General features: G+C 61.4%; 12 protein-coding genes and 1 other RNA gene. 10 read left to right on the top strand and 3 right to left on the bottom strand.

Going from position 1 to position 16,274, the window contains the following annotated elements; genetic code table 11:
* Window position 1: 1 nt before the first annotated feature.
* The 7 genes from smc to FBY10_RS15930 all read left to right on the top strand — a co-directional run bounded on the left by smc (window position 2) and on the right by FBY10_RS15930 (window position 10,519).
* The gene (smc, locus tag FBY10_RS15960) at window positions 2–3,490 is read left to right on the top strand and encodes a chromosome segregation protein SMC (RefSeq protein WP_145337018.1); all 3,489 of its coding nucleotides are present in this window, start codon (window positions 2–4) and stop codon (window positions 3,488–3,490) included.
* Window positions 3,491–3,789: 299 nt separating this feature from the next.
* Window positions 3,790–4,653: a cell division protein ZipA gene (gene zipA, locus FBY10_RS15955; protein WP_131699670.1), complete on the top strand. Its 864-nt coding sequence runs from the start codon at window positions 3,790–3,792 to the stop codon at window positions 4,651–4,653.
* A gap of 86 nt (window positions 4,654–4,739) precedes the next feature.
* Window positions 4,740–7,106, top strand: a complete 2,367-nt coding sequence (ligA, locus tag FBY10_RS15950) for an NAD-dependent DNA ligase LigA (RefSeq protein ID WP_145337017.1) — start codon at window positions 4,740–4,742, stop codon at window positions 7,104–7,106.
* Between the two features lie 119 nt (window positions 7,107–7,225).
* Window positions 7,226–8,392 carry a putative zinc-binding metallopeptidase gene (locus FBY10_RS15945; RefSeq protein WP_131699668.1) on the top strand — a complete coding sequence of 389 codons (1,167 nt, stop codon included), beginning with the start codon at window positions 7,226–7,228 and terminating at the stop codon, window positions 8,390–8,392.
* A 145-nt stretch (window positions 8,393–8,537) separates the two neighbouring features.
* Window positions 8,538–8,634, top strand: an RNA gene (gene ffs / locus FBY10_RS15940) — signal recognition particle sRNA small type.
* Window positions 8,635–8,880: 246 nt separating this feature from the next.
* On the top strand, window positions 8,881–9,927 hold the full coding sequence (locus FBY10_RS15935) for an N-acetylmuramidase family protein (protein WP_065924756.1): 1,047 nt from the start codon (window positions 8,881–8,883) through the stop codon (window positions 9,925–9,927).
* A gap of 1 nt (window position 9,928) precedes the next feature.
* On the top strand, window positions 9,929–10,519 hold the full coding sequence (locus tag FBY10_RS15930; protein WP_145337016.1) for a hypothetical protein: 591 nt from the start codon (window positions 9,929–9,931) through the stop codon (window positions 10,517–10,519).
* A gap of 64 nt (window positions 10,520–10,583) precedes the next feature.
* Here FBY10_RS15930 and FBY10_RS15925 read toward each other — a convergent pair whose 3' ends face one another.
* The gene (locus tag FBY10_RS15925; protein WP_131699665.1) at window positions 10,584–11,447 is read right to left on the bottom strand and encodes a LysR family transcriptional regulator; all 864 of its coding nucleotides are present in this window, start codon (window positions 11,445–11,447) and stop codon (window positions 10,584–10,586) included.
* Window positions 11,448–11,549: 102 nt separating this feature from the next.
* Here FBY10_RS15925 and FBY10_RS15920 point away from each other — a divergent pair, with 102 nt between their 5' ends.
* On the top strand, window positions 11,550–12,509 hold the full coding sequence (locus FBY10_RS15920; protein WP_145337015.1) for a DMT family transporter: 960 nt from the start codon (window positions 11,550–11,552) through the stop codon (window positions 12,507–12,509).
* Here FBY10_RS15920 and FBY10_RS15915 read toward each other — a convergent pair.
* Together FBY10_RS15915 and FBY10_RS15910 are read right to left on the bottom strand one after the other, a co-directional pair.
* A complete protein-coding gene (locus tag FBY10_RS15915; RefSeq protein WP_131699663.1) occupies window positions 12,423–12,794 on the bottom strand; it encodes a VOC family protein in 372 nt (123 codons plus the stop codon). The genes FBY10_RS15920 and FBY10_RS15915 overlap by 87 nt on opposite strands.
* Window positions 12,795–12,848: 54 nt before the next feature.
* A complete protein-coding gene (locus tag FBY10_RS15910) occupies window positions 12,849–13,598 on the bottom strand; it encodes an ABC transporter substrate-binding protein (protein WP_131699662.1) in 750 nt (249 codons plus the stop codon).
* A 133-nt stretch (window positions 13,599–13,731) separates the two neighbouring features.
* On the opposite strand from FBY10_RS15910, the gene dnaX reads away from it, so the two are divergent.
* Together dnaX and FBY10_RS15900 are read left to right on the top strand one after the other, a co-directional pair.
* Window positions 13,732–15,780 (top strand): DNA polymerase III subunit gamma/tau, encoded by a 2,049-nt coding sequence (gene dnaX, locus FBY10_RS15905; protein WP_131699661.1) that lies wholly within the window; start codon window positions 13,732–13,734, stop codon window positions 15,778–15,780.
* Window positions 15,781–15,823: 43 nt separating this feature from the next.
* A complete protein-coding gene (locus FBY10_RS15900) occupies window positions 15,824–16,162 on the top strand; it encodes a YbaB/EbfC family nucleoid-associated protein (protein WP_003193199.1) in 339 nt (112 codons plus the stop codon).
* The last annotated feature ends 112 nt before the right edge of the window (window positions 16,163–16,274 follow it).

The raw sequence follows: 16,274 nt of genomic DNA, 5'->3' as shown, positions 1-16,274 counted from the left end.
CGTGCGGCTCAAGTGCATCAAACTGGCGGGGTTCAAATCCTTCGTCGACCCGACCACGGTGAACTTCCCCAGTAACATGGCGGCAGTGGTCGGGCCCAATGGCTGCGGCAAGTCGAACATCATCGACGCCGTACGCTGGGTGATGGGCGAGAGCTCGGCAAAAAACCTGCGTGGCGAGTCGATGACCGACGTCATCTTCAACGGCTCCACCAGCCGCAAGCCAGTGAGCCAGGCCAGCATCGAACTGGTGTTCGACAACTCCGACGGCACCCTGATCGGCGAATACGCGGCCTACGCGGAAATCTCCATCCGCCGCAAGGTGACGCGCGACAGCCAGAACAGTTACTTCCTCAACGGCACCAAGTGCCGACGCCGGGACATTACCGACATCTTCCTCGGCACCGGCCTGGGCCCGCGCAGCTATTCGATCATCGAACAGGGCATGATCTCCAAGCTGATCGAAGCCAAGCCCGAAGACCTGCGCAACTTTATCGAGGAGGCGGCCGGTATCTCCAAGTACAAGGAGCGCCGCCGCGAGACCGAAAACCGTATCCGCCGCACCCATGAAAACCTTGCCCGCCTCACCGACCTGCGCGAAGAGCTGGAGCGCCAGTTGGAGCGCCTGCACCGCCAGGCCCAGGCTGCCGAGAAGTATCAGGAATACAAGGGCGAAGAGCGCCAGCTCAAGGCACAACTGTCGGCCCTGCGCTGGCAGGCGCTGAATGACCAGGTGGGCCAGCGCGAAGCGATCATCGGCACCCAGGAAATCAGCTTCGAGGCCCTGGTGGCCGAGCAGCGCAATGCCGACGCCGCCATCGAGCGCCTGCGCGACGGGCACCATGACCTGTCCGAACGCTTCAATCTGGTGCAGGGCCGCTTCTATTCGGTGGGCGGCGATATCGCCCGGGTCGAGCAAAGCATCCAGCACGGCCAGCAGCGCCTGCGTCAGTTGCAGGACGATTTGAAGGAAGCCGAACGCGCGCGCCTGGAAACCGAATCGCACCTGGGCCACGATCGTACCTTGCTGCTGACGTTGGGCGAAGAGCTGGACATGCTCACCCCCGAGCAGGAGATCACCAACGCCGCCGCCGAAGAGGCCGCCGCTGCGCTGGAAGAAGCCGAAACCACCATGCACGGTTGGCAGGAGCAGTGGGACGCCTTCAACCTGCAATCTGCCGAACCGCGGCGCCAGGCCGAGGTGCAGCAGTCGCGTATCCAGCAACTGGAAACCAGCATGGAACGCCTGGCCGAACGCCAGCGTCGTCTGCAGGAAGAGCGGGTGCTGCTTGCCGCCGACCCGGAAGACGCGGCGATCATGGAACTCAGCGAGCAACTGGCCGAAAGCGAAATGACGCTGGAGGAGCTGGAAGCCAGCGAAGAACAACAAGTGGAGCGCCTGGAGCAACTGCGTCAGCAGCTGCAACAGGCGACCCAGGCCCAGCAGCAGGCCCAGGGCGATTTGCAGCGGCTCAATGGCCGGCTGGCGTCCCTTGAAGCCTTGCAGCAAGCGGCGTTGGACCCAGGCACCGGCACCGCCGAATGGCTGCGTGATCAGCACCTGGCGGAGCGTCCGCGTTTGGCCGAGGGCTTGAAGGTTGAAGCCGGTTGGGAGCTGGCGGTAGAGACCGTTTTAGGCGCCGACCTGCAAGCCGTGCTGGTGGATGATTTTGGCGGCTTCGACCTGGCCGGTTTTACCCAGGGTGACCTGCGTTTGCTCAGCCCCGCCGCTGATGGCACGCGGGTGCTGGGCAGCCTGCTGGACAAGGTCGAGGCGGCGATTGACCTGTCGCCGTGGCTGGGCCAGGTCAAACCGGTGGAGTCCCTTGAGCAGGCCCTGGCCCAGCGCGGTCAACTGGCTGCCGGCGAAAGCCTGATCAGCCGCGACGGTTACTGGGTCGGCCGCCACTTCCTGCGAGTGCGCCGTGCCAGTGAAGCGGAAAGCGGCGTTCTGGCCCGTGGCCAGGAAATCGTCAACCTGATCGCCGAGCGTGAAGAGCGTGAAGCCACTCTGGAAAGCCTCGAAACCGAACTGCAAACCTTGCGCGCCACACAGCGCCAGCAAGAGACCGGCCGCGAACACCTGCGCCGCCTGTTGCAGGACGAAGCACGCCAGCAAGGCGAATTAAAAGCGCAGCTCTCCGCGAGCAAAGCCAAGGCCGAGCAACTGACCCTGCGCCGCACCCGCCTCGACGAAGAAGTGGCGGAGATGGGCGAGCAGCGCGCCCTCGAACACGAACAGATCGGCGAAGCGCGCCTGCAATTGCAGGAAGCCCTCGACAGCATGGCCCTGGACACCGAGCAGCGCGAACTGCTGCTGGCCCAGCGTGACAGCCTGCGCGAGCGCCTTGATCGTGTGCGCCAGGAAGCCCGCCAGCACAAGGACCACGCCCATCAGTTGGCAGTGCGCCTGGGTTCGCTCAAGGCCCAGCACAATTCCACGGCCCAGGCCCTTGAACGCCTGGAAATGCAGTCCGAACGCCTGACCGAAAAGCGCGAGCAACTGAGTCTCAACCTGGAGGAGGGCGAAGCGCCGCTGGAAGAGTTGCGCCTCAAGCTTGAAGAGTTGCTCGACAAACGCATGACCGTCGACGAAGAACTCAAGACCGCGCAGATCGCCCTGGAAGATGCCGATCGCGAACTGCGCGATGCGGAAAAACGCAGGACCCAGGCCGAGCAGCAATCCCAGCTGATTCGCGGCCAGCTCGAACAACAGCGCATGGAATGGCAAGCTTTGACCGTGCGCCGCAAGACCCTGCAAGACCAATTGCTCGAAGACGGCTACGACTTGCATGGCGTGCTCAACACCTTGACCGCCCAGGCCAACGAGAAAGAGGCCGAGGAAGAACTTGAACGGATTGCCGCACGTATCCAGCGACTCGGCGCGATCAACCTCGCCGCCATCGATGAATACCAACAGCAGTCCGAGCGTAAACGTTATCTGGATGCCCAGGACGCCGACCTGGTGGAAGCACTGGACACCCTGGAAAACGTGATCCGCAAGATCGACAAGGAAACCCGTAACCGCTTCAAAGATACCTTTGATCAGATTAATGGCGGTTTACAGGCGTTATTCCCGAAAGTTTTCGGTGGTGGCAGCGCTTACTTGGAACTGACGGGCGAAGATCTACTCGATACAGGGGTGACGATCATGGCGCGGCCTCCGGGCAAGAAGAACAGCACCATCCATTTGTTGTCCGGCGGCGAAAAAGCCCTGACCGCATTGGCCTTGGTGTTTGCCATCTTCAAGTTGAACCCGGCGCCGTTCTGCATGCTCGACGAAGTTGACGCACCACTGGATGACGCTAACGTTGGACGCTATGCGCGACTGGTCAAGGAGATGTCCCAGACGGTGCAGTTCATCTATATCACCCACAACAAGATCGCCATGGAAATGGCTGATCAGTTGATGGGGGTGACAATGCATGAACCGGGCTGTTCACGTTTGGTCGCGGTGGATGTGGAAGAAGCGATGGCGATGGTGGACGCCTAGCGGCAAGCTTCAAGCAGCAAGTGAGTTGGCTTGAAGCTTGTAGCTTGTAGCTCAGGGCTTGTAGCTCACAGTCGGCGCATGCTGTAGGAGATTGCCTACTATGCCTGAAAGCTGGCAATTCGACACATTTCGCGTCAACTGTGTAAAGTTATCTTTGGTCGTGCTAGTTTAATGTCAATTTTTCGTATGCGTGGGCAAAACGTCAGTCAGAACATAGAGTTGGCGCCACGTTTTAAAGCGGTTTGCACGGTGCTAAACCCCTTATTTTTCAGCATTTTTTATTAGAGGCACGGGATTACATGGAAATCGGTCTGCGCGAGTGGCTGATCGTCATCGGCATCATTGTCATTGCCGGTATTCTTTTTGATGGCTGGCGCCGCATGCGCGGTGGCAAGGGCAAGCTCAAATTCCGTCTGGACCGCAACCTGTCCAACTTGCCTGACGACGACGGCAGCGCCGAGCTGCTGGGGCCGCCCCGTGTGCTGGATACCCATAAGGAACCGCAACTGGACGAGCATGACTTGCCGTCGATGAGCGCGCCGGTGCGTGAAGCCCGCGAGCCATCCTCCAAGCGTGGCAAGCGTGGCAGCGCCAGCGTTGCCGAACCGCATCAGGGTGACCTGAACCTCGATGTCGATGAAGGCCCGAGCTTCAGCAGCCGCGACGATGATTTCCCGGATGAAAACGCTGGCAAGAATGCGCCGCGTCAATCGGTCAACGATCAGCCTGCCGCTGAAGAAGTGCTGGTGATCAGCGTGATCTGCCGCGACGCGGCCGGCTTCAAGGGCCCGGCGCTGTTGCAGAACATCCTCGAAAGCGGCCTGCGCTTTGGCGAGATGGATATTTTCCACCGCCACGAAAGCATGGCCGGCAACGGCGAAGTGCTGTTCTCCATGGCTAACGCAGTCAAGCCAGGCACCTTCGACCTTGACGACATTGACCTGTTCAGTACCCCTGCGGTGAGCTTCTTCCTCGGCCTGCCGGGCCCGCGTCACCCGAAACAAGCGTTCGACGTGATGGTGGCCGCTGCCCGCAAGCTGTCACAGGAACTCAACGGCGAGCTCAAGGACGACCAACGCAGCGTCCTGACCGCCCAGACCATCGAACACTACCGTCAGCGCATCGTCGAGTTCGAGCGTCGCGCCCTGACACAGAAACGCTGAGGATTGGTTTCCAGCGTTGTCATTAGAATAAGCGCACCAACATTTGAGCAGCTTCGGCTGCTCTTTTGCTTTATGAGAGAACACCCATGACCGCCGTCCACACCCGCATCCTCGAACTGCGCGCTGAACTGGATCAGCACAACTACCGTTACCACGTCCTCGACGAGCCGAGCATTCCGGACGCCGAGTACGACCGGTTGTTCCACGAGCTCAAGGCCCTGGAGGCCGAGCATCCGGACCTGGTGACGCGTGATTCACCGACGCAGCGGGTTGGCAGTGCGGCGTTGTCCGCCTTTACTCAGGTACGCCATGAGATCCCGATGCTCAGCCTGGGCAACGCGTTTGATGAAACCACCATGCTTGAGTTCGATCGCCGGGTCACCGAGGGTCTCGACCTGCCCGTGGGCGATCTGTTCGGCGGTGGCGCGGCGGTGGAATACAGCTGTGAGCCGAAGCTGGATGGCCTCGCGGTCAGCCTGCTTTACCAGGATGGCGAATTGGTACGCGGCGCCACCCGAGGCGACGGCACCACCGGCGAAGACATCAGCGTCAACGTGCGCACCGTGCGCAATATCCCGTTGAAACTGCATGGCAGTGGCTGGCCGGCGACCCTGGAAGTGCGCGGCGAAGTGTTCATGTCCAAGGCCGGTTTCGAGCGGCTCAACGCTTCGCAGCTGGAAGTCGGCGGCAAGACCTTCGCTAACCCGCGCAACGCTGCGGCGGGCAGCCTGCGCCAGTTGGATTCGAAGATCACCGCCAGTCGTCCGCTGGAATTCTGCTGCTATGGCCTCGGCCAGGTGACCGCGGATATCAGCGACACCCATATCGGCAACCTGAAGCAGTTGCAGCAGTGGGGCATGCCCATCAGCCATGAGCTGAAGTTGGCCAAGGGTATCCAGGAGTGCCTCGATTACTATCGCGATATTGGCGAGCGGCGTAACAGCCTGCCCTATGAAATCGACGGCGTGGTGTTCAAGGTCAACAGCATTGCCTCGCAACGTGAGCTGGGCTTTCGCGCCCGCGAGCCGCGCTGGGCCATCGCGCACAAATTCCCGGCCATGGAAGAACTCACCGAGCTGCTCGACGTGGAATTCCAGGTCGGCCGCACGGGTGCCGTGACGCCGGTGGCGCGCTTGAAGCCGGTCAAGGTCGCGGGTGTCACCGTGTCTAACGCCACCCTGCACAACATGGATGAAGTCGCGCGCCTGGGCGTGAAAATCGGCGATACCGTGATCATCCGTCGTGCTGGTGATGTAATCCCGCAGGTGGTGTCGGTGGTCCTCGAACGCCGCCCGGAAAACGCCCGTGCGGTGCCGATCCCTGAGCGCTGCCCCGTGTGTGGCTCCCATGTGGAGCGAACCCAGCTGGTCAAGCGTAGCAAGGGCAAGGAAACCGTCAGTGAAGGTGCGGTGTACCGCTGCGTCGGGCGCCTGGCCTGTGGTGCGCAGCTCAAGCAGGCAATTATCCATTTCGTCTCGCGCCGGGCCATGGACATCGACGGGCTCGGTGACAAAACCATCGAGCAACTGGTGGATGAAAAACTCATCGGTTCGCCGGCCGACCTCTACAAACTCAAATACGAGCAGATCATCGACCTGGAAGGCTTTGCCGATATCTCCAGCAAGAAGCTGATCACCGCCATCGAAAACAGCAAGACCCCGACCCTGGCGCGTTTTATCTACGCCCTGGGCATTCCCGACGTGGGCGAAGAGACGGCCAAGGTGCTGGCGCGCTCCCTGGCGTCCCTTGAGCGCGTGCAGAAAGCCTTGCCGGAAGTGCTGACGTACCTGCCGGATGTGGGCCTCGAAGTGGCCCATGAGATCCACAGCTTCTTCGAAGACAGCCACAACCAGGACGTGATCGGCGCGCTGTTGTCGCCTGATGAATGCGGCCTGCAATTGCAGGATCAGGGGGAACTGAGCGCCGAGTTCGCCGCCAGTACCACTTTGGGCGGCTTCCTGGACAAGCTGCATGTACCCTCGGTGGGCCCCGGCGCTGCGCAGAAACTTGCGGATAAGTTCGGCAGCCTGGAAGGCGTGATCAAGGCGGACTGGCTCGACATGCGCCAGGCGCTGCCGGAGAAGCAGGCCAAGGCCGTGCGGGAGTTTTTCGATAACCCGGACAACGCTCGCCACGCCCTGGCTATCGAGCAGCAACTGCGGGACTTCGGCATGCACTGGCAGAGCGAGAAGAAGGTGGTCGAAGGCCTGCCCGAAGCTGGGCATACCTGGGTGCTCACCGGCTCCCTGGAGCTGATGAGTCGCGACGTGGCCAAGGACAAGCTTGAAAGCCTTGGCGCCAAGGTGGCCGGTTCCGTGTCGGCGAAGACCCATTGCGTGGTGGCCGGGCCGGGTGCTGGCTCCAAGTTGGCCAAGGCCAGCGAGCTGGGCTTGAAGGTGCTGGACGAAGAGGCCTTTGTCGCGTTCCTTGCCAAACACAATATTTCGGTCTGACGCGGCGCCTGTGGTGAGCGGGCTTGCCCCGCGCCGGGCTGCGACGCAGCCCCAGAAGGAAAGTGGAACGATCCTGAGTCCTAAATGATCTAGTCTCAGTCACCCAGGGAGAGATCGCCATGTTCCGCTACTTCGAGCAACTCAGTTCGCGCATCGCTGCACCGTTCATGGCCGAAACCTCGCGCAACAGCAAGGTGTGGCAGTGTCGGTGCGGGCAAGCGCTGTTCTTTCGCAACAGCCAATGCCTGGCCTGCCAGGCGCTGCTGGGCTATCAGCCGCAGCAAAGCCGCTTGTCCTCCCTGCAGCCCGGGCCCGTGGAAGGCACCTGGCTGCAAGACGACAACCTCGACGCCGGCGCTTTTCGCCGTTGTGCCAACCTCGACACCGCGGCGGCCTGCAACTGGCTGATTCCCGCCCACAGCACTGCGCCGCTGTGTGTGGCGTGCAGCCTCAACCGCACCATCCCCGACCTGTCGATCCCGGAGAACCCCGAGCGCTGGAGCAAGGTGGAGACCGCCAAGCGCCGGCTGGTGGCGCAGTTGATCAGCCTGGGCCTGCAAGTAGTGCCCAAGAGCGTCGACGAGGATAGCGGCCTGGCGTTCGACTTCGTCGGCATCGACCTGGAAGGCAACGCGCCCATGACCGGGCATGCCAACGGCCTGGTCACCCTTGACATCAAGGAAGCTGACGACGCCCACCGCGAAAAAATCCGGGTGCAGATGCGCGAACCCTACCGCACCTTGCTGGGCCATTTTCGCCATGAGGTCGGCCACTATTACTGGGACCGCCTGATCGCCAACAGCCACTGGCTGGAGCCTTTTCGCCAGTTGTTCGGCGACGAGCGCGCCAGTTACGCCGACGCCCTCGACCAGCACTACCAGAACGGCCCGCGCCCCGACTGGCAGCAAACCAGCGTCAGTGCCTACGCCACCATGCATCCCTGGGAAGACTGGGCGGAGACCTGGGCTCACTACCTGCACATGATGGACGCCGTCGACACCGCCCTGGGCTTTGGCATGAGCGCCCGTGAGATGGACCTGGATTACCAGCCATTCCCCCTCACCACGCTCTACGACCCCGAGCATCCCGGCGGTGTTGCATTCCTGTCCTTCGTCAACGCCTGGATCGAACTGGCCGGCATGCTCAATGAACTCTCCCGCGCCATGGGCCAGCCGGATTTCTACCCGTTTGTGCTGCCACCGGCGGTGATCGCCAAGCTGCACTTCATTCACCTGGTGATCCAGGAAGAGGGCGGTCGGGCGGATGAGGTGTTGCAGGCACAATGATCAGCCAATGAGGAAGGGGAAGCCGATGGCATGGCAAGTGCTTGAACCCCTTCATATTTTTAATCCGTCACCAACGGTTGTAACTTCCGATGAGATCGGTACAATGGCCCCGCTTGCCGAGAGGCCAGCGTCGTTATGGTGACCCCATCGGTCCCCCCGCAACGATTACCCGTGAACCTGGTCAGAGCCGGAAGGCAGCAGCCACAGCGGGAACATTGTGTGCCGGGGTGTGGCTGGTGGGGTTGCCTCCATAACGCTCTTCCCAGCAGTCCCCCCCCTTCGATTCAAATCCAAATTACTTATTTTCAGTCAACTGCCGATGTTTTATTGCGCGGTCGATGACGGCTGCTTCACAACTTTCCAACACCCCTCTGGACAACCCCAAACCGCCTTGTTAGTTTCCGCCGGCCACTTGTTTCAGAATATGACAGTGGTGCTGATTTGATATTGAAGTGCTATCACTTCTTTAACTAACAAGGATGTCTGTATTGAAAAGCCTGCAAGGGTTACCTCGTCTTATCAGTGCTTCGGTAGGTGCGCCGGGTAAAGCCCGCAACTTGCCCGCCGATGTGCAGTGCATCCAGTATTTATTCAATCTGATCATTCCCAAGATGGGTTTCCCGTTGGCTGAAAACGGCAAGTGCGATGGCCAGTTGGTGCAGTGCATCAGCCAATACCAGTTTCGCCACCTCAAGTATGCCCATCCCGATGGCGTGGTCGACCCCACCGGTCGCACGTTCAACAGCCTGATCGAGGAAGCGGTGAAGGTGCCGGTGAAGGCCTTCCCGACGATGCGCATACCGAGTTTTCTCAATGCATTTGGCAACAACCAGGGCGATGCGGTGCAGGCCACGGTCAATGTGTACCTGGACCGCATGCGCGCGATGATCGAGGCCGAGCGGCGTAACCGGCAATTGATGCTCCAGGCCACGTGCGACGGGGGTATGACCCTCAGCGAAACGGACTTCCAGAACGCCGCCACGCAGTTGGGGAGCGGTATTTCGGTGAATATCATCAAGGCCTTCGCCACTGTGGAATCAGGTGGGCGTTCGGGGTTCGGCCCGGCCAAGTTGCCGGTGATCGCGTTTGAAGGGCACTTGTTTCGCAAGTACACCAAGCACATCTACGACCAGGCGCACCCGCTGTTGTCCTACCCCTACAAGAAAAAAGCCGGGCCGCAGTGGCAGGCCAATAACAAGGATCAGGCCAAGGCTTGGGAAACCATGGCCACCGCATTTGCCCTGGACCAGGAAGCGGCACTCATGTCGGCGTCGTGGGGTATGTTCCAGATCATGGGCTTCAACTTTGCATCGTGCGGCTACAAGACGGTGTTTGAGTTTTCGGCAGCATTAAAAGTGAATGCCGGCAACCAACTAAAAGCGTTCCTCGGTTTTTGCAGCAAGAGCCCGGCCTTGATGAAAGCCATGAAAGCCAAGGATTTTACCGGCATGGCGCGTAATTATAACGGCGAGGACTACGGCAACTACGACGTCCTGATGCAAAAAGCCTACGAAAAACTTGAAGGGAAAAAATAGGATGATCCGTTTTCTAGCGATAGGTGTGTTGTCGTTGTGCGCCGTGGGCCCTGCCTTGGCCGGTTCGGCTGCGTTGCATTCGGGCAAGTACGAAGGGCTGATGCTGGCAGTGACGCCCGAACATCGGGTTGAAGGGTTCTATTCTGAAGCCATGGGCGAGGGCGTCACCCGCCGTTGCGCGTTTTACCTGCAAGGCAAACCTGAGGCGCTCACCACTTGGCTCGATGAGGCTCATCCCGGCAGCCTGGCGCCTTCGTCCGATGGCGTGACCCTGACGGTGGAAGAGGGCCGCCAGCACCCTGGGTGCATGAACGTGCTGATGCCGGAGATTGCCACCGGCCTGGACCTGACCCAGACCGCCAGCAAAAAATGGATCGGCCTGGTGACGGTATCCGCCGACAAGGCTTACCTGCTGAAGACCCCAGGCGCCAAGCCCGCCAAGCGTCCGTATATCGTCAAGCGCGATGTGGTCGGTGTGCTGGCCTTCAAGGACGGTTGGGCCCAGGTCGAGTTCATCAATGCCGACGACCGCTCGTTCAGCGGCTGGATCAGTCAGGATCAGTACGCAAGGTTGGCTGCTCCGGAAGGCTGATTGCGCAGTTGCTTGAAAACGAAAGGTGGGAGGGGACAAGTCCGTTCCACCTTTTTGATTTGTGTCAGCCAAAAGTCTCCCGCAACAGCTCGGCAAATGCATCCCTGGCCAGATGTCGCTGGGTGTCCTTGTGCCAGAACAGCAGGTTATCCACGGCCGCCAGTTCTTCAAATCGATAAGACGCCAGCTGGTTGGCCTGCTCATAGCGGGCGAGGATGCCTTCCGGCGCCAGCGCCACGCCAATCCCAGCGCTGACGCAGCCGATGATCGTGCCCCAACTGGCATAGCTGGCGATGGTTGGCTTGAAGTCATGGGGCTTGACCCAGTTTTCCAGTGCCGCGCGATATGGGCAGCCGGGTGGCCAGACCAGCAAAGTGCGCCCGGCGAGGTCCTCGGCGCCACTGATGGGGTCACTGGACGCGCTGGCGATCAGCACCAGGCGTTCGCTGTAGACCACGCTGTGTTCGAGCCTGGTGCGCTTGTTGCCGGCGGCCACCAGCGCCACATCCAGGCGATGGTGTTGCAGGTCGTCGAGCAGTTGGCCCCAGGCGCCGGTCACCAGTTCCAGGCTGACATCGGGGTAGCGCCGGTGATACTCCGCCAGCAGTGGCGGCAAGCGTCCGCTGGCGCTGGACTCCACCGCGCCGATACGCAAGGTGCCACGGGGAATGGCGTTGGCGTCCACGGCGCGTTTTGACTCATCCACCAGCGCCAGGATGCGTTCGCAGTAATCCAGGAAAATCTCACCGGCAGCACTGATGGCCAGCCCACGCCCGGCGCGGATGAATAGCGGTGTGCCCAGTTCTCCCTCCAGCTGCTTGATGCGCGTGGTGATGTTGGACGGTACGCAGTGCAATTGCGCCGCGGCCTGGGCCACGCTGCCGGTTTGCGCCACGGCTCGCACCATTTTCAGTTGGGCCAGTTCCATTGCTCAGTTCCAGTGATTGCAGAAGTCAGAAACGGTTAATTGTCCTGCGCCTTACCCGGGCCAAGACTGACGGCACACCTTCTCAGTTTCTGGACGCCGTCGATGAATACCCCTTCACCCGTAAAGCTTACGCTAGTCATCGCCAGCGTCATCCTGTGTTGGGCCTATTCGCCGATTGGCGTGCACATGGGGTTGCACAGCTACAGTCCCGGCCAGTTGGCATTGCTACGGTTTTTGATCGCCTCGGTGTTCATGGGCGTCGTGGCGCTGGTGATGGGCATCGGCCGGCCGCGCTTGCGTGATGTGCCCTGGTTACTGGTACTGGGGTTTTTCGGCGTGTTCCTGCATCACACCGCGATCAACTACGAACAGCAATGGGTGACTGCGGCGGCGTCCAGTGTTCTGGCGCAGTCAGCGCCGTTGTTCAGTGTGCTGATCGCGTTTTTCTGCTTGAAGGAGCGGGTCAGCGCCTGGCGCTGGGGCTGCGTGTTGCTGGGCCTGCTCGGCGTGCTGGTGGTGATCTGGGGCGATCAGGGCGTGGGTGACATCGACCCGCGTGGCGCGTTGATCCTGCTGGCGGCGGTGTCGTGGAGCGTGTATTTCGCCCTCCAGAAACACTATGCCCACCGTTACAGCCCACTGACCATGGCGTGCTACATGGTGTGGGCGGGCACGCTGATGTTGTGTGTGAACCTGCCGGGCCTGCCTGCGGCGGTGCTGCAGGCGCCGTTGCCGGAGAACCTGGCGGTGCTGGTGCTCGGCATCTTCCCCAGCGCCCTGGCGTACCTGGCCTGGGGTTATGTGTTGAAGCATGTTGAAGTCAGTCGCGCGTCGGTGGCGATGTACCTGATCCCGCCGGTGGCGATGGTGATGGCCGCGACGTTGCTGGGCGAACACATTGCCTTGCAGGTGATGCTGGGGGCTGTGATCGTGCTGGCCAGCGTGGCGGCCATCAGCCTGGAGGGGCGCTGGCGGTCAGTCGTTCAGGCAAAACGCGCGCAGGCGGTGGCCATCGAGGTCCTGGGCGACGAAGGTGTAGCCGAAGTCCAGGCTCGTCGGTGACTGGATAATGACGGCGCCCCGTTCTGCCCATTGGTCGTGCAGCGCGTCCACGGCGGCCGTATCGGGCAGCGAGAAGCCCACTTCACCGCCCCCGCCTGTGAGCTGGGCTGCCGGCTCGACGGTATGGCGCGACCACAGCCCGAGCTTTACGCCGTTGTCGAGAATGAACAGGGCAAAGGTCGGGTTCAATTCGACCGGTGGCTTGCCCAGCAGGCGGCTATAGAAGTTGGCACTGGTGGCCGGGCTGTCGACGTACAGCAGGAAGTAATGGGCGACGGTGTTCATGTGGGCTCCTTGAGAACGGGTGGGTGAGGGCGCCGAGTCTATAAGGCGTCATTGTCAGTTCTTGTCAGGAGTCTCACCGGTGTACAGCTTGATGATTTCATCGACTTCGCCGGACATCTTCATGCGCAGCAAGGTGCGCAGGATCTGCTGCACCGGCACGTTCGGATCATTGCGCACGGCGCAGCCCACGCGTTGTTCATCGATCACGGCGACCTTATGCAGTTTTGTGCCGGTTGGCATACGCTGGTTGAAACGATCCAGGATCCATTCGTTGCTCACCGCAAACTTGAAGCGTCCGGCCACCAGCTTGTACAGCACCTGCTCTTCGCTGCGTGCGTCGTCGCGGGAGAGTTGGCCGCTGGCAAACAGCGGGTCGAGGATGGCGTAGCGATAATTGAGCACGGTGCCGATCGATTGAGGTGCCAGTCTGGTCACTTGCACCGGCTGCGTGGGAATGTGGCTACTCACCAGCACGTTTCGCTGCACCATCAACGGGATGCTCCAGGTGTAGTCGCCGGACAGGTTGTTGAGCCAGGCCTGGGTGACATAACAGCGCACATCAATATCGCCATGCTCCATGGCCGTCGAGATACGTGCCCGGGCCAGTACATGGAACTGTGCCGGACGGCCGACCTGGGTGGCCAGGCTCAACATCAAGTCATACAGAATGCCCTGGGTGGGCCGCCCCTCGTCCAGTTGCACCATGGGCATCGCCCAACTGTCGGAAACCGAGAAACGCAGCGGTGCAGGCGCCGCCAGGCAAGCCGTGGTCATCATCCATAAAGCGCCCAGGACTACACGCATACACTCTCCGGGTTAAGGCCTTTTTGGGGCCAATCAGCAGAGCTTAGTCAGATTAGGCGAGCGTGCCGGATGCAATTTCCCCCTTGCTCCGCTAGCATTACCGGCTTCCGCTTCCCAGTTGCGACGGTTTTCGATGAGTTATCAGGTTCTTGCACGTAAATGGCGTCCGCGCTCGTTCCGCGAAATGGTCGGCCAGACCCATGTGCTCAAGGCTCTGATCAATGCCTTGGACAGCCAGCGGCTGCACCACGCCTACCTGTTCACCGGTACTCGGGGGGTGGGCAAGACCACCATTGCGCGCATCATCGCCAAATGCCTGAACTGTGAAACCGGTATCACTTCGACGCCCTGCGGCACCTGCTCGGTGTGCCGCGAGATCGATGAAGGGCGTTTCGTCGACCTGATCGAGATCGACGCCGCGAGCCGCACCAAGGTCGAAGACACCCGCGAGCTGCTCGACAACGTGCAGTACGCGCCCAGCCGTGGCCGCTTCAAGGTCTACCTGATCGACGAAGTGCACATGCTCTCCAGCCATTCCTTCAACGCCTTGTTGAAAACCCTGGAAGAGCCGCCGCCCTACGTTAAATTCATCCTGGCCACCACCGATCCGCAGAAACTTCCTGCAACGATCCTGTCGCGGTGCCTGCAGTTCTCCCTGAAAAACATGACCCCTGAGCGCGTGGTGGAGCATTTGACCCACGTGCTGGGCGTCGAGAACGTACCGTTCGAAGATGACGCACTTTGGCTGCTGGGCCGCGCCGCCGATGGTTCGATGCGCGATGCCATGAGCCTCACCGACCAGGCCATTGCCTTTGGTGAAGGCAAGGTCATGGCCGCCGACGTGCGCGCCATGCTCGGTACCCTCGACCACGGGCAGGTGTTCGACGTGCTGCACGCGCTGATCGAGGGCGATGCCAAGGCGTTGCTCGAGGCCGTGCGCCACCTGTCGGAGCAAGGCCCCGACTGGAACGGCGTGCTTTCGGAAATCCTCAACGTGCTGCACCGCGTCGCTATCGCCCAGGCGTTGCCGGAAGGTGTCGACAACGGCCATGGCGACCGCGACCGCGTGTTGGCCCTTGCCCAGGCGTTGCCGGCCGAAGACGTGCAGTTCTACTACCAGATGGGCCTGATCGGTCGTCGCGACTTGCCTTTGGCACCGGACCCGCGCGGAGGCTTCGAGATGGTCCTGCTGCGGATGCTGGCGTTCCGACCGGCGGATTCGGCCGATGCGCCGAGACAGCCGCTAAAGCCAGTGGGGATCAGCCAGGCCACAGTTGATTCCGCCAAACCAGTGGCTGGCGCGGCGGTGGTCGCGCCAGTGGTTGCTGCCCCCGTTGCACCGGCGCCTGAGCCGGCACCGGTGGTGGCGGCAGCAGTGGTCGAGCCGGAACCGGTTGTCGAGCCCGAGCCTGTGGTCGACCTGCCCTGGAATGACCCGGTAGACGCTGAGGTCGAGGTCGAACAGCAGCCCTATGTCGAGCCGGTACTGGAAACCGCCGGTGAGCAGCCTGAGCTGACGCCGATGCCTGCACCGACGCCGGACAGCGTGGTGCCGGCCGCCCCTGAGTGGGTTTCAGCGCCGGTTCCCGAGCCGACCGTCGCCCAGGTCGAAGCCGCAATCCCGGGCATCGACCTCGACGACGAACCGCCGCTGGACGAAGATTACATCGAGCCGGACATGGATTCGGCCTACAGCTACCTGGACGACCTGGCCAGCGAGCACACTGCCGAGCCAGCCCCGGAACCCGAGGCAGAGCCCGCTGCGGCGCCGGCCACCGGCCTGGCCCTGCAATGGCTGGAGCTGTTCCCGAAACTGCCGATTTCCGGCATGACCGGCAGCATCGCCGCCAACTGCACCCTGATCGCCATTGACGGCGACCACTGGCTGTTGCACCTGGACCCGGCCCACAGCGCCCTGTTCAACGCGACCCAGCAGCGGCGCCTCAACGATGCCCTGAACCAGTACCATGGGCGCACGCTGACCATCACCATCGAGTTGATCAAGCCCGAGCAGGAAACCCCGGCCCAGGCCGCCACCCGTCGGCGTATCAACCGCCAGCGTGAGGCTGAGGACTCGATCCACGGCGATCCGCTCATCCAGCAAATGATGCAGCAGTTCGGTGCGGTCGTTCGCCAAGATACAATTGAACCTGTCGAAGCCCCGGTGCCCCAGGCGTCCTGACACCGGGCTATTAATTGATCCACGTACTTTTGAGGTGATTCCCATGATGAAAGGTGGCATGGCCGGCCTGATGAAGCAGGCACAGCAGATGCAGGAAAAGATGGCCAAGATGCAGGAAGAACTGGCCAACGCCGAAGTCACCGGTAAAGCCGGTGGCGATATGGTCAGTGTGGTGATGACCGGTCGTCACGACATCAAGCGCGTGAGCATTGACCCAAGCGTATTGCCAGGCGTGGGCGAAGATGACCTGGAAATGCTCGAGGCGCTGTTCGCTGCAGCCGTCAACGACGCCGTGCGCAAGATTGAAGCCAACAGCCAGGACAAAATGTCCGGCGTGACCGCCGGCATGCAACTGCCGCCGGGCATGAAGCTGCCGTTCTAATCGGCGGTCTTTAGCTAGACTCCAATGCCAGGCCTTGTGCCTGGCATTTTTGTTTGTGCCAATCCAATCGAACCCTGGCGCGGCACCCATGGTCTGCACCCTATACCGATAG

Origin of the sequence: Pseudomonas sp. SJZ103 (genome assembly GCF_007828335.1) — a bacterium.
In the GTDB taxonomy this organism is placed as follows: domain Bacteria; phylum Pseudomonadota; class Gammaproteobacteria; order Pseudomonadales; family Pseudomonadaceae; genus Aquipseudomonas.
Note: the sequence above shows the minus strand (reverse complement) of the source record. Positions and strands in the feature narration are given on the sequence as shown.